The sequence below is a fragment of the Rhizobium cauense genome, from assembly GCF_019511525.1.
Taxonomy (GTDB): Bacteria; Pseudomonadota; Alphaproteobacteria; order Rhizobiales; family Rhizobiaceae; genus Rhizobium; species Rhizobium cauense.
In genome coordinates this window covers 1-20907 of sequence record NZ_JAEUAT010000032.1, presented here as the reverse complement: position 1 = coordinate 20907, position 20907 = coordinate 1, and the positions used below count along the sequence as shown (strand labels likewise).

Sequence of the window (20907 nt, the reverse complement as noted above, 5' to 3'; positions counted from 1 at the left end):
AGAGCGGAAATGAGACGTCGATGTAGCAGTGACAGGCCGCAAGGCCGAATTGGGAAGGGGTTTTCGCCAATGGCGAATGGTTGGCACGCCGAGCTTGATTTGTGGTTTGCGAACTCCGACGGGAAAACGCGCCTGATGCGCAGACGGCATGTCGGGCCGCTTGCGGTGCAGCGCGCCTTTCATCCCGAGGATGATGGTTCCGCCCACGTCTACATACTGCATCCGCCCGGTGGTGTGGCAGGCGGCGATGTTCTCAATATCACCTGCCGTCTTGCGCCTCAGGCGCGCTGTGTTCTCACCACACCGGGCGCGACGAAGTTCTACCGCAGCGAAAGTGGCACGAGCACGCAGCGCATGCGCATCGATGCCGGCGCCGGCGCGGTCTGCGAAAATCTTCCGCAGGAGACAATCCTTTTTGAAGGAGCGGATGCCTCGATCAACACACGCGTTACGCTCGCCGAGGACGCAACCTATGTTGGTTGGGACTTCGTCAGTCTCGGTCGCCCCGCCGCGGGCGAGGGCTTTGCAAGCGGACGGTTTGCCCAGCGCGTCGAGATTTTTCGCAACGATGAGCTCATCTGGTTCGAACGAATGGCGTTCTCTCACGCGCCGGAGGTCCTGGACGCGCCGGTCTTCTTTGCCGGAAAGCCTATTGTCGGAACGATGGTATATGCGGGGGTAGTGCTGGAAAACACTGTCGAGCACATCCGCAACGAACTCGGCGCGCAGGCTTGCGGCGTCTTTTCGGCCAGCCAGCTCGAGCGCGTGATCGTTTGCCGCTACCTCGGCCGGCGCATGTCGGAGGGCAAGTCACTTTTTCTGCAAGCGTGGAGCATCCTTCGTGAACGCGGCCTGATGAAGAAGGCCGTCGCTCCACGCATCTGGGCAACGTGAACAGCAAAACAAGGAGGCAAACTCATGGAACTGCTACCGCGTGAAAGAGATAAGCTCCTGATTTTTACAGCCGGGTTGGTTGCGGAGCGGCGGAGGGCGAAGGGCCTGAAGCTGAATTATCCTGAAGTCATAGCCTATATCTCGGCGGCCCTCCTGGAGGGCGCCCGTGAGGGGCGAACTGTGGCGGACCTCATGTCCTACGGCGCAACGCTCTTGACCCGCGACGAGGTCATGGAGGGCGTGCCCGAGATGATCCACGACATCCAGGTGGAGGCAACCTTTCCCGACGGAACTAAGCTCGTCACCGTCCATAACCCGATCCCGTGAGGAGGCCAACATGATCCCCGGCGAATATTTTATCGAGAATGGCTCGATTGAACTCAATGCGGACCGGCAAACCCAAAAGGTCGACGTCGCCAACTCCGGCGACAGACCGATTCAGGTCGGCTCTCACTATCATTTCTACGAGACGAACGAGGCTCTTCTGTTCGACCGTGAGCCCACGCGTGGATTTCGCCTCAACATTCCGGCGGGCACGGCGGTCCGTTTCGAACCGGGGCAGGAACGAACCGTGGAGCTTGTGGCGCTCGACGGCAAGCGTGAAGTTTACGGGTTCAACGCCAAGGTCATGGGCAAGCTGTAGGAGGCTATGATGGCAACAATCACAAGGCAGACCTATGCCGATCTCTATGGCCCCACCAAGGGCGACCGAATTCGGCTGGCCGATACCGAACTCGTCATCGAGGTCGAGGAGGACCGCACGGTCTACGGTGAGGAGGTAACCTTTGGCGGAGGCAAGGTGATCCGAGATGGTATGGGGCAGGGTCAGCGTCCGTACGCCGAGGTCGCCGACGTCGTCATCACCAATGTCATCATTGTCGACCACTGGGGCATTATCAAAGCCGATGTCGGCATCAAGAACGGACGGATCTCTGGAATCGGAAAGTCAGGCAATCCCGATATCCAGCCGGGCGTGACAATCGTGGTCGGCGGCGCGACGGATGTCATTGCCGGAGAAGGCAAGATTCTCACTGCGGGCGGAATAGATACGCACATTCATTTCATCGCCCCGCAGCAGGCGGAAGAAGCGCTGGCAAGCGGCACTACCACGCTTGTCGGCGGTGGTGCCGGCCCGACCGTCGGCACGCTCGCGACCACTGTGACGGCTGGTCCATGGGCGATCCACCGCATGCTAGAGGCGGCAGAAGCGCTGCCGATCAACGTAGGATTGCTCGGGAAAGGCAACGTCAGCCTGCCCGATCCGCTGCGCGAACAGATCCGCGCCGGCGTTGTTGGGCTCAAACTTCATGAGGACTGGGGCACCACGCCCGCGGCGATCGACAATTGCCTGACAGTCGCCGACGAGATGGATGTGCAGGTCGCCCTTCACAGCGATACTCTCAACGAGAGTGGTTTCGTACGCGACACCTTCGCGGCCATGAAGGGACGCACGATCCACAGCTTCCACACCGAGGGCGCCGGCGGCGGGCATGCTCCTGATATCATCACGGCGGCGGGCGAGGAGAATGTCCTTCCTTCGTCCACCAACCCCACAAGACCCTACACGATCAACACCGTCGACGAGCATCTCGACATGCTGATGGTCTGCCACCACCTCAGCCCGCAGATCCCGGAGGACGTCGCATTCGCCGAGTCTCGCATCCGGCGCGAGACAATCGCGGCGGAAGATATTCTTCACGATCTCGGCGTGTTTTCGATGATGTCGTCGGATTCGCAGGCGATGGGCCGCATTGGCGAGACGACCTTGCGCTGCTGGCAAACGGCTCACAAGATGAAAGTGCAGCGCGGTCCTCTACCTGAGGACAATGGCCGCAATGATAATTTCCGCGTGAAGCGCTACGTCGCCAAATACACGATCAACCCGGCCCTGACACATGGATTTGCCGATCAAATTGGCTCTATCCAGGTCGGCAAGCGCGCCGATCTCGTACTCTGGAAGCCGGCATTCTTCGGGATCAAGCCGCAGCTGGTCTTGATCGGTGGCATGATCGCGATCGCTCCCATGGGTGATCCCAACGCGTCGATCTCGACGCCTCAGCCGGTGCACTACCGTCCGATGTATGGCGTGCTGGGGAGGGCGCTTGGTTCGACGGGGGTCACATTCGTCTCGCAGGCGGCACTCGACGACGGGATCGGCGAGAAGCTGAAGCTGTCCAAGCAGCTCGCGGCGGTGAAAGGCACGCGGACGGTGCGCAAGAAGGACATGGTCCACAACAATCTGACGCCGAAGCTGGAAGTCGATCCGCAGAATTACAATGTGCGCGTCGATGGCCAGCTGATTACCTGCGAGCCGGCGGACGCGTTACCGATGTCGCAGCGCTACTTCCTCTTCTAGGGTAGGGAAAGCTCGGGCGTGAAGTCGCGCCCAGAGCCGGACGAACACGCCGAGGGAACGAGGCACGCTGAAGCTTCCGGGTTTAGCCGAAGGAGCAGAGATCAATGAATTTGGATCGTTTCCGTGATCATCCATCTTGGTTCTTCGTGGATTGGTCGCTGCGCGGCGTCGGCCAGGTCGTCTTTCAGAACAATCCGCTTTCGGGGCTCGTGATCCTTGCCGCGCTCGCGTGGAACTCATGGATCTATGCCGCGATCTGCGTGCTGGGCGTCATCTCGAGCACGGCGACCGCGCTTGTCCTCAAGGCCGATAGGGCAATCATGCGTGACGGGCTTTATGGCTTCAATGGTGCCCTGATCGGGCTAGCGCTGGTTGCCTTTACCAGTGAGGATTTCCGCACGGGTGCCATCCCGTCAGTTGCCATGGTTGTCTATCTTGTCTGCGCCGCCGCCTTCACCACCATGGCTTTTGCGAGCATGGCAGCGGTTCTGGCGCCCTACAAGACCGCGCCCTTGACGATGCCTTTCGTCCTTGTCGGATGGCTGTTTCTGTTCGCGGTTCTAAAATTTGATGCGATCGATGCAGGGCCGATGGCCAAGCCGATCTCGCCCGAACAGTTTTCCGAAGCAGTGCCCTATGTCCTCGCGACCTGGTATGAGGGGATAGGCACCTCGATCGGACAAATATTCTTCCAGGATAACTGGATTTCCGGCTACCTCATCGTGGTCGCGATTGCCTTGAATTCCCGTATCACCGCTGCAATGGCGCTGCTTGGCGCGGTAGTTGGCACGCTGGTGGCAGCCGTCTACGGCGGCCCGGAGGGCGCGGTTCGCGACGGCCTCTTCGGCTACAACTCCGCACTCACCGCGATGGCACTGGGGGGCGTCTTCCTGGGGTTGACCTGGCGAAGCCTCCTCTATGCGGTCTTTGGCGCTGTCATCTCAAGTTGGCTCTGGGCGTCCGTCGCCATTTTCCTCAAGCCGATCGGAATGCCGGTCCTGACCTCCACCTTCGTCCTCGTGACTTGGCTCATGTTGCTGGGGCAAGGCGCGTTCAAATCGCTTGCACCAGCAGCGGAGGAGGAGCCTACTGATTGATCAACATGTCAACGTCATCCGCACTTCGCGGATTGAGTCCGGGCTGCGGCTCCATCAGATCTTTCTATTGCTTGGCTTTGGGCTCGCGCACACCCGCGCTATTGGTTTGGGAGGTTCACATGGCATCGAAGAACGGTCCTCTGCGCGTCGGCATCGGCGGTCCTGTGGGTTCCGGCAAGACAGCCTTGACGGAAAAGCTGTGCAAGGCGATGCGCGAGCGCTATTCCGTCGCCGTTGTCACGAACGACATCTACACGAAAGAAGATGCTGAAGCGCTGGTGCGCATGCAGGCGCTGTCATCCGATAGGATCGTCGGCGTCGAGACCGGCGGATGCCCACATACCGCGATCCGCGAGGATGCTTCGATCAACCTGCAAGCCATCGCAGGTCTCAACGAGCGTATTCCGGATCTCGACGTTGTCTTCATCGAATCCGGCGGCGACAACCTGGCGGCAACCTTCTCGCCGGATCTGGCAGACCTGACGATCTACGTAATCTCTGTCTGCCAGGGAGAGGAAATTCCGCGCAAGGGCGGTCCCGGCATCACGCGCTCCGACCTGCTGGTCATCAATAAGATGGATCTCGCGGCGTATGTTGGCGTCGATCTCGAGGTCATGGAGCAAGATGCCACCCGCATGCGCGCCACCCGCCCGTTCGTTTTTTCGGACCTGAAGAGAGGGAAGGGCGTTGATAGCATCATTGAGTTTCTTCAGGTGCAAGGTGGGCTCTAACCGGTGCGCGATGCCGTTGGATGCATTTGATACGAGTGTCGAAGCGAGAGGTTTCAAATTTCCGCATGGCTATCGGTACTTGAAGGCGTGGGAGGAACTTTAGCAATCGCACCGAAGCTCTCGGTAAGACGGTCATTCCACATGGTAAGGTGCGATGAAGGATTGAGCGTCCGCATGCTTAACCCTCTTCGGCGACGTAGTCATGGCACACGCCGTTCTGGCGCATAGTGCAGCGTCCATGCGCGATCAACGGTCGGCACATTTTCCAACAGCAGTCGATGCAGTCGCCCCCACCGGCTACCGTTTGCCGTAGGATATTTCGATGCCAGCATGGCCACCAAAGCGACAAGCGCTATCTGCCAATGCGCATTTCCAGTTTCGCGAGCTTCTTGGCGGCTATTGCCTAATCCACTAAGCGGCCCTCCACGTATCGGTGTTTCACCATCATGTGTGTAACAAAATCGGGCGTTTTCACGTAGTTCCGGTAAGCTGTATATGCAGTGGAATATACCGCTTCAGGCATGAGGCTTGGTGTGTCAGGTGAGGCGAAGCGAACATGTTTAGCAGACGCCTGTTGTTTGTCGGTGCGGGACTCAGTGTCGTAGCATCGCGTTTTGCTTGCGTTGATGGAAAAGCCGTCGCGGCGCAGAACTTCCCCGTCTCACATTCTGATGCAGAGTGGAGAAGGATTCTTACGACCGACCAGTACTCTGTGCTGAGGAAGGAGGGGACGGAGTATCCCTTCACCAGCCCACTATTGAACGAGCGCCGCAAGGGAAATTTCGCCTGTGCAGGCTGTGGTCAGGACGCCTTCTCGTCGACTACAAAGTTCGAAAGCGGCACGGGCTGGCCGAGTTTCTGGGCGCCGATCGAGGGCGCGGTCTCGACCACCCAGGACAGCTCAATGGGCATGGTGCGTACCGAGGTTCACTGCAGCCGTTGTGGCGGCCATCTCGGCCACGTCTTCGACGACGGCCCAAGGCCGACCGGGCTGCGATACTGCATGAACGGCGTCGCCCTCATTTTTCATCCGGCCTCGGCCTGACGCTTGGGAGCGGCACCGAGCAGTGTCGTATCTTACCGAGGATTTCGAAGATCACCGGTTGGGAGAGCTTGGCGACCGCTTCACCGATGCGGAGATCAACCAAGATGCGACGCTCTTATCGTCGTGGCAAGCTAAGACGCTGCAGGTCTCGACTGATGAAAATCGAAGATGAAACCGGGCCGGCCTATCCATCTCTACCGGTTTTTAGCTGAAATTTTTCCGAGTGGACTGGGTGTGGGACCCGTCCGATCTAGCGGTAGCTATCGCAGCAGACCGTCGATGTCGAATTCTTCCCAGCCTTTCAGCTCTGCGGGCGGCTCGGTCGATTTGACTTTCGTGCTATTCGCTTTTTGGATCTTATTAAGCGACCGCGTCAGTTTTGCCTGATAGGCCGCCCGCCGCCGCTTCTCCGCCTTCGCCTCGACATCCTCTTCGCGCCACTGGTCGGCGACGCTCCGGTCAAGGAGGTCTTCTACTACCTTTGGATCAAAGACGTGGAACGTGATCCGCCGGGCTCGCCCATTCAATCGCACTGTTCGGGTTCCTGCACTTTGGAGACGGCCATCCGCGAGCCACCGATGCCGTTCGCTGGCTTTGATGGCCAAGATGTCCTGGATCTCGCGAGGAATGACTGGCAGTTTCTCGATGTCTTTCATCGCGTTGGCAATCACGGCCGCCGTTGCATTGAAGACGGCCTTCTCGGTGGCTGGCATTGCAAAGATGAGTTCAGTACCTTCTAAGGCGAGCGATTTCTTCGTTGCGGCGGGAATCCGCGCCTGCAGTTCCTGGAGGATTCCTTTCGCTCGCACGGCAGATCCAAGGGTAGCCGCGGGAGAAAGTGTCCATGTCCTTAGCAGTTCGACGCCGCTCTTCTCGTGTTTTCGCATTCCGCTTAGGTGGGATCGGCCAGGTTCAAGGTCAACGCCCAAAAAATCCCCTTCTGAACCGGCAGTTGTCCGCCGGGCCACGGAACCAAACGCGACGGCAGAAGTTCCTTAACCAGACACGGGAGCCCTGTTCCCAACCAGGCCATGATCGCTACCCTCACGATCACCGGTCAAGACATCGCCCTCGGTTCCTCCCTCCCGAACCGAGGGCTTCTCTTTCGAGGACGCTACCATAAGTGGTCGGTCCCGGCGGCGGCGCCCCGTATCTGGCCTTTGCTAGCAGCCGACACATTTCATCCGTTCACCCGCCAACTAGGATCAAGTGAAGTGATCCAGGCCGGTTTTCGGATTCTCACCGATTCATAATGGGCGCATTACATTTCTCAAAGCTCTACGGAGTCGAGGAAGGGACCGCCTTGTTTGGAAAGTTTGCGCCAGAGGAGACGCGTGGAGATGGAATAGGTTTGAAGTTCTCCCGATAAACTCAATTATTCTGAGTTTACGGGTTTTTTGTGAACCCGAGGGCCGATTGCTCCCACCGAAACCTGCTAAGGGAAGGCTGCAATGGAGAAAATATTGATGACTGCAACGCTCCCGGCTTCCGGCCGACCAAGCTCGGCTGCTTCGCTTCCACTCAATGCAGTGCGCGTTTTTGATGCGGTGGCACGACGAGGAAGCTTGCGAGCCGCAGCCGAGGAACTGCGCGTCGTGCCAGGAGCGGTGCGCCAGCAGATGGCGAGCTTAGAGGATCATCTCGGCGTCGCGCTGCTCTCGCGCGAGGGTGGGCGAGTTGCGCCCACCGATGCTGGTCGGCGTTTTGCCGATGCGGTCGCCGTTGCGCTTGGCATCTTGACCCGCGCAGCAGACGAGATTGCAGCTGCGGGACGGCGCCATCGCATCCGGCTTGGCGCGCCGATGGCGCTGGCGACCAACTGGCTGGTGCCCCGCCTGTCGAAACTGATGGCCGACTTGCCGGCGCTCGATATCGACATCATCCCTGTGAGCGTCTCCCTCACGCTCACCGACCGGCCCGACCTCGATGCGCTCATCGCCGGCGGCGAATACCGACCGTTGCCGGATATTGCTTCCTTCAGTTTCATGGACGACGAATTTGGTCTGGTCGGCGCGCCGCCCGAGGCAGAAAGGTTGCAAATGGCGGTTGATACCGGCGAAGTTGCGGCAACCACCGCTATAATCGGCCGCGACGTTGCCTATCTCCTCGACGACTGGTTCCGCGAAAGCGGCATGCTGCCCTTACGTTTCCGCAAGCGGATCGAAACCGAAACTCTAGAGCTGGCCATAGCAGCCGCCAAAGCAGGGCTCGGCATTGTCGCCGCACCCCGCGCCGCCATCGAGCGCGACCTGGCGGAAGGCGCTCTGGTGGCACCTCTTGGTTTCGTCGCCCGGCCAGTCGGCTACCGGCTATGCTGCCGCAGCATGGATGCTGAAGAAAAGACGCTTCTGTCGTTGCGCAACTGGCTGATGCGGGAGGGCGCAGGAAAACTGCCCGCTGGCGCAGAATAATGTCCCTGTTGGGCGCCGCCTACAAAGGCCAATCTGGCGCGTAAACCACGAGACCAGAGGACAGGCCCATGCAACAGGAACGGCAATTTTCGCGCATTGACTGGGTGGCCTCGAGTTGCCGCTTGTTGCGCGGGATCGCGGCGGAGTTTACTCGCACGCAACCCTTTGCCGGCTTGACGATTGGCACGGCCATCCATCTGGAACCGAAAACCGCCGCGCTGCTGTTGACATTGAAGGCTGGTGGCGCGCGCGTCGTCGCGACCGGCAATCTCAACAGCACCCAGCCGACGACAGCCACCTTTCTGGCTGAGAACGGTATTGTCATCATTGGCGAGCGCACCGGAGACGCCGGTGCCCATCACGGTTTCATCGACGCACTGCTGGACGAAAGCCCCGACCTGCTGCTCGACAATGGCGGCGACCTCTTCGCTCGCTTCCTTGAGCGTCCTTATGGCAACCTGATCGGCGGTACCGAAGAGACAACGTCCGGCCGCACGCGGCTGACGCCAGTACGCGACAAGCTGGCACTGCCAATCCTCGTCATCAACGACAGCCCGATCAAACAATTTGCGGAAAACCGCCATGGCGTGGGCCAGAGCCTGTTTGAAAGTTTTCTGCGGTTCACCAACCGATCAACAAACGGCAAGCGTGTTGTTGTTTTTGGCTACGGCGCATGCGGCAAGGGAACCGCGGCATGTTTCCGCCACGGCCACAGCGTCGTCAGCGTCGTCGATATCGATCCGGTGACGACGTTGGAGGCGCATCTCGACGGATTTTCGACACCGCATCGCACCGACGCGATCCGCACTGCTGATGTCATCATCACCGTAACGGGATACCCCGGCATCATCACCGCCGCCGACCTGCCGATTTTGAAGGACGGGGTCATACTAATGAATGGCGGACACTTCCCGCATGAGATCGACCGTCACGGCCTGCTCGCCGATCCGACCGTCGTCTCGGTGGAGACGTCACCCGAGGACATGATCGCGACGCTGACCCTTGTCGATGGCCGCCGCCTCCATCTGCTGGGGGATGGGCACATGGCCAATCTCGCCGGTCCGCGTCCACTCGGCAACAGCATCGAAGCGATGGACCTCGGCTTTGCCATGCAGGCCCTCTGCCTGGAGCGAGTGGCCAGCCGTGTGCTTGGGTCTGAAGCTTCCCTCGTTCCTGTCCCGGCTGATATTGACCGAGCAGTTGCCTGCGAGTTCCTAGACCTCAACAGGTAGGGGAGGCCATGCCGTCCATGCGGTAATCCAAGACCCTGACTAGACCGAGCGTGCGCTCTGGGGCCGGAATGGGCGTAATTGGTAGACTCGTGGATCGTCGGGGGAACCGCCCTCGGTGAAACGAGCGGGACACATTACTCTTGACTGTTAAGAGGCCGCGATCTTCTTGGCGGCTTCCCGGACAAGACGGAGCCGGTCGAGTTCGAGGAGTGCGTCTGGAAGTGCACGATGAGCTGGGGTGTCGGGCTCCGACTGCGCGATTACATCGGCGACCAAACCCACAACATCGATTTCACCCATCCATCCCTCGAGGATCGCTAAGGCTGCCTCCACAAAGACGTCATCTGATTTCCGCAGCCGCAACGTGTGGCGTGGCATCCCGCCGCCCCGAAGCAGCGCGCTCAGCCACTTTCCGTCCCACGATGGCGAAGTCGCATAGAGCTCGCTTCCGGAAAGCTCAGACACAATTTCCTTGGCCACGAGTTCAACGTTGCTGCCCTCCTGCTCCAGTCGCGCGCGCGAGATGCCATGAATCTTTTCTGCATCTTCGGACCAGTCCGTCCATCCGGGCTTGGGCCTGATCAGGAACGACCGCGAGCGGCCATCCTCGAAGACCCAGGCGATCTCGATGGGGTAGCTGTGCTTGCTAAGCGAGGAGGCTTCGAAGTCGAGGAATACGATCATGGCCGCTAGGTAGGGCGGGATGAGGACGATCTCAATGTTCGATCCCTCCTGCGTGCCGATGCCGGGAAACTCTTAAAGAAAAAAGAAGACTCATTTGAGAAATGGTCGGAAGTCTTCCCGAACAGAGTTCACCTTACCTCCGGTACCATGCCCACGATATAGCACTTACGTGAGGAATATTGACGATATATGCTACCCATCCCACAATTGTGCGATGACGAAAGGATTGTTCCGATGGCATCGGGAAGCATTCATGGGAAGGTTAGCGGCGCGCCGCAAGACCACATCCAACAGCAAATTGGGGACGACGGCCTGTATGAGAACGCCAGCGAATACATTCGCGCGCTGATCCGACGTGATCTGCAAACCCGTGATCTGCAAACCCGTGATCAGGCGTGGGACGCGCTCCAAAGTGAGCTCGCACCGGCCATGCGTGCGGATGATAACGAGTTCGTCGCAGTTTCCGCCGAAGATGTCATCCGACGCAATATGCGCCGCTGAAAATGACCTATCCTTTTTACCCGCGCGCGGGATGCGGCGCAGGGCAAAATTTGGCACTTGAAAAGTGGGAGAGATAGAGGCGGTGACCTACATGAAAGGCCTGCATATCCACTTGCAGCGCTTGCGTTAGGAAAAGGCGATCTGGCGTAAGCTTCCGCATCGCCTTGCTGTTCCATCCGATGTGGAGCGCGAGGCTTACGTCAGCCGCTACGAGCATCACTATGTCTTGTCCCGCGAACTCAATAACGGCGATCTTGGTGTGATGAGCATTTTGCATGAACGCATGGGTGTACCCGTGCGTCTTGCCGAGGACTTGGCGGCTCTCTCCGAGAAAGCGGAGCCCAACAAGAGATAGGGTTGGCGATTCCCAAGCCAGGGCGGAGCCAAAAGCCGATCTTGCCAGATCGCGAATGCAGTACTCTTTGGCAACATGGAGTGTACGGCGTGCCCGCCGAATTGGTGGCACCAGGGCTTCTGGCTCGTTCGCCACGAGACCTCGGCTGTGGAAAATAGAACAAATCAGGAATGTATCGCTGGATTTGCCCTTCATCTCAGCCTACCAATGCATTTCTTTGTTGAGGTCAAGGCTTGGCTTTTCGATTCGTCCACACAGCCGATATCCATCTGGATTCACCGCTCAGGACATTGGCTCTGCGCAATGGCGAACTCTCGGAGTTGATAGGTCTTGCAACTCGCCGAGCGTTCATCCGCATAATTGATCTTTGTCTTGAGGAGCAGGTCGACGCACTCGTCCTTGCCGGCGACCTGTACGATGGCGACCAGACATCCATGAAGACGGCAAGGTTCCTCGCCGAACAACTGCGTCGACTTCATGATGCTGGCATCAAGACCTTCATCATCCGCGGGAACCACGACGCTTTGTCGAAGATCACAGCGGAACTGATCATGCCGGATAGCGTGACGGTATTTGGCGCGAATGCCCAATTCGTGCGGCTGGATCGTGAGCGGAGCCATTTACCAGTTGCGATTCATGGCATCAGCTTTGCAAAGCCACATGCGCCCGAGAGCCTGCTTCCTCGTTACGCCGTTCCTATTGCGGACGCGATCAACATCGGGATTATGCACACAAGTCTTGGCGGAGCGGCAAGGCACGACCTTTATGCGCCATGCAGTGTTGCGGATCTCCAGCGCAGTGGCTTCCGCTATTGGGCGCTGGGTCACATCCACAAACGCTCGGTGGTTGAAGATGCATCCTCCGTGATTGTCATGCCGGGCATGCCACAGGGTCGCGACATCAACGAGAACGGTGCAAAATCGGTGTCGCTGGTTACCATCCAAGATGATCATTCGGTGGTGATAGAAGAGCGACATACAAGCGTCGCGCAGTTCGAGCGACTTACCGTTGACGCATCGAGCGCTTCAGACTGGGCAGACATGATTGGCAACGCGACCAAGCAGCTCGAGACGCTGCGGGCCGGGGTTTCGTCCGATCACGTTGTGGCGCGTGTCGAAATCACGGGCGCGAACGAATTGTCCTGGCGTATCCGCCGCGACGCCGACCTGCTGCGAACGGAGCTGGAGACAAGAGGCGCTATGATAGGGAACGTCTGGATCGACAAGGTCGAGATCTCATGCGTGCCGCCTCCTGTGGGCATCGTTCAGTCTGGGGCCTTGCAGGAGCTGGCAGCGATTATCGACGCCGAAATTATGGGGTCTGCAGATTATCAACGTGAGGTTCGTGCAATTGCGGACGAACTCCGAGGCCAGCTTCCGCCCGAACTTCGCGATATTTTTGGAGCAGACGAGGAGTCGTTCCACTCCTACTTGTCGTCATCTGCAACAGATGGATCGTCTGACGTACTGGCACGCCTGCGCGGCCGCGAGGGGGAATAGTTGCGCATTAATCGCCTTGATCTGACGCGGTATGGCAAGTTCACGGACGCAACAATTGACTTTGGATCGCGGCCGATTGGCTCCCCCGACCTGCACATCGTCTACGGCCCGAACGAAGCTGGGAAGTCGACAACCCTCGACGCGATACTCGACCTGATTTTCGGGATCGGGAACGCCACCAAATACGGCTTCCTCCATCCCTATCCGACGATGCGTCTAGGAGCAAACATCCATGTGGGTGGGCGCGATCGAGAATTCGCTCGGATCAAGAAGCAGCAAAACAGCCTCCTCGACCACGAAGAAAAAACCCTGGCTGATGCCGAGATACGGGCCGATCTCGGGGGCATCGATCGTGACGCCTTCGCCACGATGTTCTCCCTAGATGAAAGCACGCTGGTTAAGGGCGGCGAGAGCATCCTGGCAAGCAAGGGCAACCTCGGCGAGTTGCTGTTTTCGGCCAGCGCGGGCTTGTCAGACCTCAGCAAACAGCTTCTCGAGATCCGGGGTGATGCCGATAGCTTCTACAAGTACCGTTCGCGCAGCGGTACGCTCGGGGAGCTCAAGGCAAAGCTTGCTGACCTCAAGAGTGAAAAGGATGCACTAGACCTTCAGGCAAGCGACTACCAGCGCTTGGTAGGAGAGCGGGATCGGTTGCGCAACGCGTACCAGGAGGTCGTCGCCGAAAGGGCAGGCATCCAACGGCGTGTCGACGAAATCAGTCGCACTCTGCGTACGCTACCATCCATGACGCGACTTGCTGCATTCAAGGAGCGCTTAGCGGCGTTGGCTGACGCCCCCGATCCCCCTGCGTCCTGGCAGCAAGAGCTTCCGGATCTCAGGCGTTTGGATATCGAATATCGCGTCAAGGAACAGGATGTCTTGCGTTCACTCGCGATGGCAGAGAAGGAATTGGGCGAGATTACGCCGGATCTTGTCGCGCTAGGTCTCGCGTCGCGAATGGATGAATTGGCTGAACGCAAAGCCCGGTATCTAACCGCCGAGAAGGACATCCCCAAGCTATCAGCTCGCGCCGCTGAGCTGGCGATCGAGAGCCTGCTGCTCCAGCTTGGGCGCCCGAGCGAGCCGTCACCAGCACGGCTGGTGCTTGATGCTGCAACGGTCGGGACGTTGCGCGAACTGATCAGCTCGAAATCTGGTATAGACATGCGAAGGTCGGCTGCGGCAAACGAGCTGGCCAAGCTCGAGCGTGCCCTTTCGCCGGACGGCAGCGGTGTTCCCAAGCCACCGGACGCCCTCTCTCCGCAGCAGGTGAAGGCATTCGAGGTGCTTTCAGCAACGCTAAGAGCGATCCCGAGATCGGATGAGGAACTGGCACTTCGTTCGATTATGCGCCGGCGCGATGCCACCTCGGCTGCTCTTTCTGAAGCGTTGGCGAAGCTCGGCCCATGGCGCGCCGAAACACTGGCAGTCCTGGCCGAAATGGCCGTCCCTTCCGCTATCAGACTGGAGACCTGGAAGAACGAGTTCAAAGATGCAAACGAGCTTGCCAGGACCGCGGGCATTGATCTCGACCGGCTGCAGCCAGAGCTTCGTCGCCTTGAGGCCGAGATGGCGGCAGTTCGTGTGGGAGCTGGAGAGATCGATGAGGCAGGCGCAGCCGCCAGTCTTGCTTCGCGCGAACGCGCGTGGATCCTTCACCGCCAAGCATTCGATGACAAGTCCGCAGATGCATTTGAAGCGGCAATGCGCGCAAACGATCACGTGGTAGCACAACGGCTCCTGCATTTTGCGGAAGTCGGCAAACTTAACCAGCTACTGCAGCGCCATGCATCGGTTGCGGCCGATATCGAGACCGCGACAAACGCTCGAGACGGCGCGCATTCGGCGCTGGAACGGGTCCGGTCTGAGATCGCCGGATATTTGGATACCGCCGCTCCCCATTGCGGGTTGGATACGCACCCACTGGAACTCGAGGAATGGCTTCGCAAGAGAAATGTAGCCCTGGCGGTCCGCGATGATCTCAATGAGATCGAACATGAAATAGCCAACGTCAACGATCGCGCCGCTAAAGCAAGGGAGCTTCTGACGAAAACCCTGGCCAACGCCGGGGTCGGCTTTGATGCTGATGCGGACATCGCAGCACTTGTTGCGGTGGCTGAAGGTGGGCTGCACGACTTCCACACCAGGATGGACCACTGGGAGAAATTCGAACAGCTCAGGAAGCAATATAACGAGCGAGCGCAAGCGCTTGATGAGGCTATACATTTATCCGAGGATTGGGATCTTAAATGGGCAGCAACCTGCAAGGGATGCTGGCTCGGCGAATCTAACACGGTGCCGGACATCGGCGCCGTGGGCGAAATTCTGGCGACGCTCGGTAAACTCGCATCCGCGATCGAAAACAAAGAAAGCCTGATTGATCGCGTTCAGAAGATGGAAAAGGACGTCGCGCAGTTCCAAGCCATAGTGGCCGAAATCGCCGAACGGCTTGGGCTTCCGGTTGCCGGCTCGCCGGAGGAGGTCGCACAATCAATCGCAGATGCGGTTCGCATTGCCCTATTCAATCAAGACCGCCGCGAAAAGCTCGACCGCGATCTCGAAGAAATACACCGAACGCAACGCGGTCTGGCCGTCTCGCGGGAGATAGTCGACGCGCGAATACAAAAAATGTTGGATTTCTTTGATGCATTAAGCCTCGAAGAGGTCGAGGCCCGGATTGAGTTGTCGACCCGACGCCGGGAGCTTAAGGCATCCATAGATGAGCTACAGCAAGAGCTGATAGAAGTGTGCGGGGCTCGGGATTTCACTGAGGTCGAAGAACGGGCATCCCAGGCAGACAAGGAGACACTCGAGGCCGAACTAGCCGAGCTTTCGCCGGTTCTTGAGGGTCATGAGAGACGGTGGAACGATCTGTTTCACGAACTATCAAAAGCACAGGAAGCGCTTGAAAGTGTTGGAGGAGATGCCCGAGTAGCTGCGATCGAGGAACGTCGGCGTACCACCCTTCTTGAGATTGAGGAGAGAGCTCGACACTACATGGAATTGCGGGCTGGTATTGCAGCTGCGGAGCATGGACTGCGGCTATATCGCGATCGGCACCGAAGCGGAATGATGACACGGGCGTCTGAAGCATTCAGATTGATCAGCCGCGGGAGCTATCAGGGGGTGGCCGCCCAGCCGGGTAAAGACGGCGAAGTGCTGATCGCACGCTCAGCCTCCGAAGGATCCAAGGTCGCCGACGAACTTTCCAAGGGCGCTCGATTCCAGCTTTATCTTGCGCTGCGCATTGCGGGCTACCACGAGTTCGTTGCCAATCGACCGTCCATTCCATTCATCGCTGATGACATCATGGAGAGCTTTGACGATTTCCGCGCAGAGGAAGCGTTCAGGCTATTTGCCGAGATGGCAAAGCATGGGCAGGTCGTCTACCTGACCCACCACAGGCACCTCGTCGAAATCGCGCGGAAGGTTTGCCCGGCGGTTCATTTGCACGATCTTGGAGATGTGGCGCCCAAAAAGAAGTTCGACATCATAGCAGCGGAATAGGCACGTCGAACTGCCATCAACATTTCCATCGAGGGCATTTCGGCGCCAAGGTGAAAGCAGGTCTTCACGATATCGATCCACCAGGACCGTGGCTCACTTGCTCCCACGCACCCAAACCCTCTGTTCGTGCCACGCTTGCTGCGAGGCTCTCCGCAATTTCCGCAGCTTGCAGGGCGGCCTCCAAACGGCCGGAGGTTTTGTACGGATAGTGCTTCCAGCACCACCAGTCCTGCCTATCTCCCTTACAAAATCCGAACCCTGCCCAGTCGCCACAATGGCATTTGCGCGCCACGAGTTTGGGGGCGCGTTGTAGCGTAGGGCGCTCTATGTCACTCATAAAACCTCCTTCAAGACCCAACCCATTTTGGGCCGCTTCCAACCTCGCTTGGCGGCTCTTGCATCTGCCTCAGCGGCGGCTTTCTGCTTCGCGTCCAGCAGCCCATCGGCCCAAACCGTTATGCGGAAGCGGCCTGCGGCGAAGATGTACCGATCGGTGTTTGCTCTGCGACCTGACGCGTAACCACCGCGGTATATCTTCTTGGCGACACTGATATTGACCCGATCCTGGAAGTTAGGTCCTTGAGCGACCCACCATTTGCGGAAGGCCACCTCGAAATTCGACTTCGATGATCGGCTAGTTCTGTCGAGCACCTCAAAGCCCCCGGTCGACGTTGGGTAGCGAGCCGCGGCTCATGTTTCGGCTCATCGCAGCCTTCGTCAGTTCCAACTGTGTACGAAGAGCTCTGATGTCGCAGAGAAGCGTAGCGATGGTTGCCTTGGCATCTTCGTCATGGAAGGCGAGGGCGGCCTCAACCTGGAAATCTATATCCAATTGCCTCGTGGACTTAGTCGACATGACCTGCCTCCCTGACGAGGGCATGGAACGCACGCATGGCGTGGTCAACATCGCCCGCGCACTCGAACCAGATCGGGGAGCGCATGACGACCCGAGAGCCGATGGCACTGTAGTAGCCACAGGCTCTCCGCGTCGGCGGATCGCAGGCGACTTCGAAGTATCCAAGCGGCCCGCCGGACATCATGTCGAACACGTCTGCTGAGTAGACGGACCATTTTTGATAGTCTGGTTTACCTACGAGGCGCGCCATCAGAAGGGGATGGATCTCCGCTAGCGTCGCCTTTGCCGGCGGCGTCCAATAGACGCCGGCGTAATCCTGCGGGCGCGCCTGTGCGATCGGCATGTTCTTCATAGCCGTGTTCCTTCCTCCTGAGACAGTGGATGTTCCTATTATGTTCTCTTTTGTCGCGGAGTCAACATTGGGGTAGAAGTATGCGACGAAAACTCACCGCGGGTCCCGCAAAATGGAGAATCTCATTTCCTGGCTCCGCCGTTTAACAATCTGCTGGATGATTGTGGCAGCGTTTGTCGCAAGCGTCGCAGACCAAGCGTATGCAGAGGATTTGCAGAGGGGAGCGAGGCTTTTCAAAGCATGCGTGAACTGCCACGTCGTCGACAACGAACGCAGTACTTTCGGTCCGTCGCTGAAGGGCGTCATAGGAAGGAAAGCTGGCAGTCTCCAGAGCTACAGATACTCCCCGGCGATGCGCAAGGCTGGAGACGAAGGCCTAGTTTGGACGGCCAGGGACCTGTCCGAATTCCTTTCAAAACCAAGCAGAAAGGTGCCTGGTACGACGATGCGGTTCGCGGGCCTGTGGGGGTTCGAAATCGATGACCTAATTGGCTATCTCGAGACAAACCCGTAGAGCCGCGTTATGGACGAACCGCGGTGAATCAGCTTAGGATTCCGCACGGCTATCGTGACAATGAAACGGGAGGTGGGAATGTTCGGCTTTTTTAGGCGAAAGAAACACACTCCGTTTTCGCCTGAAGTCCAGTTGCTTTGGGCCGAAGTTGAGAAATTCCGAGTCCGGTATCGAGGACACGGTGCAGTCAACGAAAGAGCGTTCGATACAGTTGCCCACGAGATTTTTAAGCGACTGACGCACCAGGGTAATTTCGCAACAGACCTGATTTTGAAGCGCGGTTGGTCTGTGTCCGATGCGACGAGCATGATGATCGCCGAATATGTTTCCGCCGAAATTCTGTCCGGCCAAATGCACAGCGACCACGGCATCCTCAATGAGATGGGCAAGGCCTACCTCAAGCTGTTCAAAGTGTGCACCGAGAGGATGATAAGTTCTGGTCGTATGCCCGCGGACGAGGGTCATGATGGGGTTCGAGCGTTCGAAGAAGAGATAGCAACGATTGGATAAATTGGCAGCGATATGCCAGTCGATCGCGTGCCAGCCCTGAAAGGGCTCAGAGAGCCTATCCAGAGCGCCGACTATTCTACGCCAATGCGACCGGCTGATGCGCGGCGATTGACCCGCTAGGGTCGAGCAGGGACTATTGCGGTGCAGCCCGTGGAACGGCCCTTACGTTGACCAGAATAGGCGTCCAATCAAATGCATGCAGGAGTTGGCTAATGCTTGTCCCCAGCGGGCAGTGTACCGTTGCTGCGCGTTGACCCCGAGCCCAGTACGATCTGCTCTGCCAGCTAATGCAATGTCGGCGGGTATTCGCACGCTGCAGGGCAGATACTCGATTCCCGTCGTTCTTTAGTTGGCGCCAATCGTCTATATCACCGCCGCCGGAAGCGAAGGAACACGATGAAAAAGAAAGTGAACTCGTTGGAAGCCACAAGGGAGTGCGTTTCGACCGCGCGACCCTTCAAAGGTGCTTTGATGTACGTAGCTGTTGCCATCGTTGCAGTGACAGCGTGGTCGGTGACTGACAGCCACAAGGCGGAAGCAACAAAGAGCGAGCACGTCGCAGCGGTTACTCACTAGATACCAGGCGACGGGCTTTCGTTCCGGAATGAGCCCTGGGGCCGAACAAGATCGCGGAAATACTGTGCAATCCTGCCCTCGCGGCTAGCCTGTTCCGCTTCCCACCCGAATTTCCAAGCATCGTGGCCCGCCACCCAATCACCAAGCGCAATTGCGTCCGTGCTCGGCAGTCGCTCTGGTTTGAGGTATGGATTTTCATGTAGTTTGAGACCTAAAATCCACGCCCTCGAGCCGGCCTCCTGCAGTTCCATCAACTCCTCAATTGTCATTCAATACTCCCCGCATCCGAGAATACGCTAGTTGCTGGATCAATGGTTTGCAAGCGCCTCCTAAAGTACGCATCGTTCTCGTCGCAATCAGCCGACGGCGATACATGCTGGACCAAAACTGGTTGGAGCCCTAAGAGGCCTTGGCTGCCGAGCCGAACTTCACAATGGAGCGGTATAGGACCCGTCCCGGTTCTCGGCGTACCACGGTGGGCAGATGAAACGACCAAGGGCTTACGGCAAGCAGGGTTGCCGGAGCGCTGACTCCAGCGCGGTGTCAGCTGGCCGTTCCTCTCTCAAGATGGTAGAGCCTGCAAAACAACAGGCTCTAAAATGAACATTGTACTCCTCAATGGATTTATGACGGACGCGACCCTTTGGGATGACGTCCTTCCGGCGTTGCAGGCGATCGCGAGCGTGACCGCTATCGATCTCAATGCAGCGACCTCAATAGCTGAGATGGCAGACCTGGTACTGGCCGAGGGGCCGTCCTCGTTCGTCCTTATTGGATTTTCGATGGGCGGTTATGTTGCGCGCGAAGTGGTTCGGAAGTCACGAGGACGGGTCACGGCTCTGATCTTGATAGCAACGTCTGCGCGAGGTGACACACAGGAACAGGCGAAAGGAAAGAAGCTCGCGGTTAAGCTGGTCGACCCGGAGCGCTTCCACGGTCTGAGCCGAGGTGCCGTCCAAAGTTCGTTGCATGAAAGCCGCTCGACAGATGAGAGCATGGTCCAAAGAGTACGCGCGATGAGCGAGCGTGTCGGCGTCGATGTTTTTATTCGCCACGCCAGCGAACCGAGGGGCGGGGATTTGGATAGGTTGCACGCCATAACGTGCCCAACGCTCGTCATCGCTGCAGATGGCGACCGTTTGCGAAGCATTGATGAGGCTGACGAACTTGTTCACGGTATTGCCGGCTCCGGCCTAATCGTGATTGACGGATCGGGACACATGATACCGATCGAGCAGCCCGAGGCGCTGGCGGCTGTGATGGTAGCTTGGATCGAGACCATTATGCACGACACCCCCTAGGTGGTCGAACTGGCACGTTCGAACCTAGCTGGCCAGGTTTTCCGGCGAGGGCAGGACTTAGGCGTGATTGGTTTCCGGGCAACTGATCACAAGAGGCGGGGCCTGAGGGTCCTGCTCGGTTGTCTGTCGTCGGAATTCTCGGCCATTGGTTTCGTGGGCTTTCGAACCTCGACAGCAATTTGTCGATCCCCAAGTGGGAACGTCCACTAAGGTTGCCGATGATGCAAGCGGATTGAAAGAGCCTCGCAACGTCCCCCGGCTGCGAGGCTCCTTGATACACCCGTCGATGAGCACGTCTTGTCGTCCAAGCCAACTCTCAAGGCGTGGGAGTATCGTAAAGTGGCTGCTTGGCCATGCCCAGAGCTGGCTCGGGAAATTTGGACAGGACGGATAAGTGGAATTTCTGCCTGACTTCGGCTTAGATGCCGGGAACAGGAGATACCATGACGAGACGACCGCGCCGGAACCATAGCCCGGCCTTCAAGG

22 protein-coding genes are annotated in these 20907 nt (G+C 58.4%); 16 read left to right on the top strand and 6 right to left on the bottom strand.

The features are described from left to right. Positions 1–135 precede the first annotated feature (135 nt). The 7 genes from JNB88_RS32010 to msrB all read left to right on the top strand — a co-directional run bounded on the left by JNB88_RS32010 (position 136) and on the right by msrB (position 6123). Positions 136–894 carry an urease accessory protein UreD gene (locus tag JNB88_RS32010; RefSeq protein WP_338111071.1) on the top strand — a complete coding sequence of 253 codons (759 nt, stop codon included), beginning with the start codon at positions 136–138 and terminating at the stop codon, positions 892–894. A gap of 24 nt (positions 895–918) precedes the next feature. Next, a complete protein-coding gene (gene ureA / locus JNB88_RS32005; RefSeq protein WP_220358991.1) occupies positions 919–1221 on the top strand; it encodes an urease subunit gamma in 303 nt (100 codons plus the stop codon). 10 nt (positions 1222–1231) lie between these two features. Beyond that, positions 1232–1537: an urease subunit beta gene (locus tag JNB88_RS32000; RefSeq protein WP_220358990.1), complete on the top strand. Its 306-nt coding sequence runs from the start codon at positions 1232–1234 to the stop codon at positions 1535–1537. A gap of 9 nt (positions 1538–1546) precedes the next feature. Continuing rightward, on the top strand, positions 1547–3250 hold the full coding sequence (gene ureC, locus JNB88_RS31995) for an urease subunit alpha (RefSeq protein ID WP_220358989.1): 1704 nt from the start codon (positions 1547–1549) through the stop codon (positions 3248–3250). Between the two features lie 104 nt (positions 3251–3354). After that, positions 3355–4347, top strand: a complete 993-nt coding sequence (locus JNB88_RS31990) for an urea transporter (RefSeq protein WP_220358988.1) — start codon at positions 3355–3357, stop codon at positions 4345–4347. A gap of 119 nt (positions 4348–4466) precedes the next feature. Further along, entirely contained in the window at positions 4467–5078 is a 612-nt protein-coding gene (gene ureG / locus JNB88_RS31985) for an urease accessory protein UreG (protein ID WP_220358987.1), read from the top strand. 556 nt (positions 5079–5634) lie between these two features. After that, complete coding sequence (msrB, locus tag JNB88_RS31980; RefSeq protein ID WP_220358986.1) at positions 5635–6123, top strand: peptide-methionine (R)-S-oxide reductase MsrB; 489 nt, start codon at positions 5635–5637, stop codon at positions 6121–6123. A gap of 260 nt (positions 6124–6383) precedes the next feature. Here msrB and JNB88_RS31975 read toward each other — a convergent pair whose 3' ends face one another. After that, positions 6384–7010, bottom strand: a complete 627-nt coding sequence (locus JNB88_RS31975; RefSeq protein ID WP_220359001.1) for a hypothetical protein — start codon at positions 7008–7010, stop codon at positions 6384–6386. A 579-nt stretch (positions 7011–7589) separates the two neighbouring features. Between JNB88_RS31975 and JNB88_RS31970 the strand changes: the two genes are divergently transcribed. Further along, positions 7590–8534, top strand: coding sequence for a LysR substrate-binding domain-containing protein (locus tag JNB88_RS31970; protein ID WP_220358985.1), 945 nt, complete (start codon positions 7590–7592; stop codon positions 8532–8534). Between the two features lie 68 nt (positions 8535–8602). Beyond that, positions 8603–9766 carry an adenosylhomocysteinase gene (locus tag JNB88_RS31965; RefSeq protein WP_220358984.1) on the top strand — a complete coding sequence of 388 codons (1164 nt, stop codon included), beginning with the start codon at positions 8603–8605 and terminating at the stop codon, positions 9764–9766. 147 nt (positions 9767–9913) lie between these two features. On the opposite strand, the gene JNB88_RS31960 is transcribed toward JNB88_RS31965, so the two are convergent. After that, on the bottom strand, positions 9914–10450 hold the full coding sequence (locus JNB88_RS31960; RefSeq protein WP_220358983.1) for a 3'-5' exonuclease: 537 nt from the start codon (positions 10448–10450) through the stop codon (positions 9914–9916). Between the two features lie 234 nt (positions 10451–10684). On the opposite strand from JNB88_RS31960, the gene JNB88_RS31955 reads away from it, so the two are divergent. Continuing rightward, positions 10685–10951, top strand: coding sequence for a ribbon-helix-helix domain-containing protein (locus JNB88_RS31955; protein ID WP_220358982.1), 267 nt, complete (start codon positions 10685–10687; stop codon positions 10949–10951). Positions 10952–10967: 16 nt separating this feature from the next. Here the strand turns inward: JNB88_RS31955 and JNB88_RS34480 are convergent, their stop codons facing one another. Beyond that, on the bottom strand, positions 10968–11501 hold the full coding sequence (locus JNB88_RS34480) for a hypothetical protein (RefSeq protein WP_220358981.1): 534 nt from the start codon (positions 11499–11501) through the stop codon (positions 10968–10970). A gap of 38 nt (positions 11502–11539) precedes the next feature. Between JNB88_RS34480 and JNB88_RS31945 the strand changes: the two genes are divergently transcribed. After that, a complete protein-coding gene (locus JNB88_RS31945; RefSeq protein ID WP_220358980.1) occupies positions 11540–12805 on the top strand; it encodes a metallophosphoesterase family protein in 1266 nt (421 codons plus the stop codon). After that, positions 12806–16312: an AAA family ATPase gene (locus tag JNB88_RS31940; protein WP_220358979.1), complete on the top strand. Its 3507-nt coding sequence runs from the start codon at positions 12806–12808 to the stop codon at positions 16310–16312. 652 nt (positions 16313–16964) lie between these two features. Here JNB88_RS31940 and JNB88_RS31935 read toward each other — a convergent pair. Together JNB88_RS31935 and JNB88_RS31930 are read right to left on the bottom strand one after the other, a co-directional pair. Beyond that, on the bottom strand, positions 16965–17168 hold the full coding sequence (locus JNB88_RS31935; RefSeq protein WP_220358978.1) for a hypothetical protein: 204 nt from the start codon (positions 17166–17168) through the stop codon (positions 16965–16967). Continuing rightward, complete coding sequence (locus JNB88_RS31930) at positions 17158–17520, bottom strand: hypothetical protein (protein ID WP_220358977.1); 363 nt, start codon at positions 17518–17520, stop codon at positions 17158–17160. The genes JNB88_RS31935 and JNB88_RS31930 overlap by 11 nt, the downstream gene beginning before the upstream one ends. Before the next feature lie 112 nt (positions 17521–17632). On the opposite strand from JNB88_RS31930, the gene JNB88_RS31925 reads away from it, so the two are divergent. The 3 genes from JNB88_RS31925 (at position 17633) to JNB88_RS31915 (ending at position 19120) form a co-directional block, all read left to right on the top strand. Further along, complete coding sequence (locus JNB88_RS31925; protein ID WP_220358976.1) at positions 17633–18034, top strand: c-type cytochrome; 402 nt, start codon at positions 17633–17635, stop codon at positions 18032–18034. Positions 18035–18112: 78 nt separating this feature from the next. Next, positions 18113–18544: a hypothetical protein gene (locus tag JNB88_RS31920; RefSeq protein WP_220358975.1), complete on the top strand. Its 432-nt coding sequence runs from the start codon at positions 18113–18115 to the stop codon at positions 18542–18544. A gap of 396 nt (positions 18545–18940) precedes the next feature. Continuing rightward, the gene (locus JNB88_RS31915) at positions 18941–19120 is read left to right on the top strand and encodes a hypothetical protein (protein WP_220358974.1); all 180 of its coding nucleotides are present in this window, start codon (positions 18941–18943) and stop codon (positions 19118–19120) included. Here the strand turns inward: JNB88_RS31915 and JNB88_RS34035 are convergent. Then, a complete protein-coding gene (locus JNB88_RS34035) occupies positions 19117–19389 on the bottom strand; it encodes a CrpP-related protein (RefSeq protein ID WP_223217423.1) in 273 nt (90 codons plus the stop codon). The two genes, JNB88_RS31915 and JNB88_RS34035, sit on opposite strands and share 4 nt — an antisense overlap. Positions 19390–19719: 330 nt before the next feature. On the opposite strand from JNB88_RS34035, the gene JNB88_RS31910 reads away from it, so the two are divergent. Further along, complete coding sequence (locus JNB88_RS31910; protein WP_220358973.1) at positions 19720–20421, top strand: alpha/beta fold hydrolase; 702 nt, start codon at positions 19720–19722, stop codon at positions 20419–20421. Positions 20422–20907: the final 486 nt, after the last annotated feature.